The 698-nt window shown below is 71.1% G+C and carries 2 protein-coding genes; one reads left to right on the forward strand and one right to left on the reverse strand.

The genetic code is table 11. The features are described 5' to 3' along the window. The first annotated feature begins 5 nt into the window (after positions 1-5). Positions 6-194 carry a hypothetical protein gene (locus JGS39_RS39880; protein ID WP_219574639.1) on the forward strand — a complete coding sequence of 63 codons (189 nt, stop codon included), beginning with the start codon at positions 6-8 and terminating at the stop codon, positions 192-194. Between the two features lie 10 nt (positions 195-204). Here JGS39_RS39880 and JGS39_RS39885 read toward each other — a convergent pair. Then, on the reverse strand, positions 205-698 hold a 494-nt coding region (locus JGS39_RS39885; RefSeq protein ID WP_219574638.1), incomplete at its 5' end, for a site-2 protease family protein.

Below are 698 nucleotides of genomic sequence, written 5' to 3' on the forward strand. Positions count from 1 at the left end.
CCCCCATGCCCCGCCTCGCTCTCTACGCCATCGCCGTCTGCGTCCTCGCCGTCGCAGCCGCCGTGATCTCCTTCGTGCAGGGCAGCTGGCTCCTCGGGATCGTCTGGGTGCTGCTGGTCGGCCTCTCGTCCAACATGGCCTGGTACTACGTACGCCGGCAGCGCGTGAACGCCCAGGCCGCGCAGGGCGCGTAGGGGCCGGTCCCTACCCGTTCACCGCGCAGACCGGATTCGGCGTCTGCCAGAACCGGTACGCGTCGAGACCGCAGTACGTCTCGAACTCACTGACGCCCAGCGACCGCAGAATCGCGTCGATCGCGTCGAAGAAGGCCGCGTTCACCTCGGGGACCCACAGCAGACCGAAGACCGCGATGAGCCCGAACGGCGCGAACGGCTCCACCGTGCGCCGGAGCGAGTGCGAGAGCCACGGCTCGATCACCCCGTAACCGTCCAGCCCCGGCACCGGCACGGAGTTCAGGATCGCGGCCGTCACCTGGAGCAGCGCCAGGAACCCCAGGGCGTACCGGAAGGCGACCGGGACGCCGTCCAGCGCGTCCAGCCAGAACGGCGCGGTGCACACGAGCGCGAACAGGACGTTCGTCAGCGGGCCCGCCGCCGAGATCAGACTGTGCCGCCAGCGGCCCCGGATCCGGCCCCGCTCGATGAAGACCGCGCCGCCGGGCAGCCCGATGCCGCCCA

The sequence above is a fragment of the Streptomyces poriferorum genome, from assembly GCF_019399235.1.
Classification (GTDB): domain Bacteria; phylum Actinomycetota; class Actinomycetes; order Streptomycetales; family Streptomycetaceae; genus Streptomyces; species Streptomyces poriferorum.

What these genes read in the sequence shown, in the direction of transcription:
- JGS39_RS39880 (WP_219574639.1), top strand. Translation starts at nt 6, where the DNA reads ATGCCCCGCCTCGCTCTCTACGCCATCGCCGTCTGCGTCCTCGCCGTC.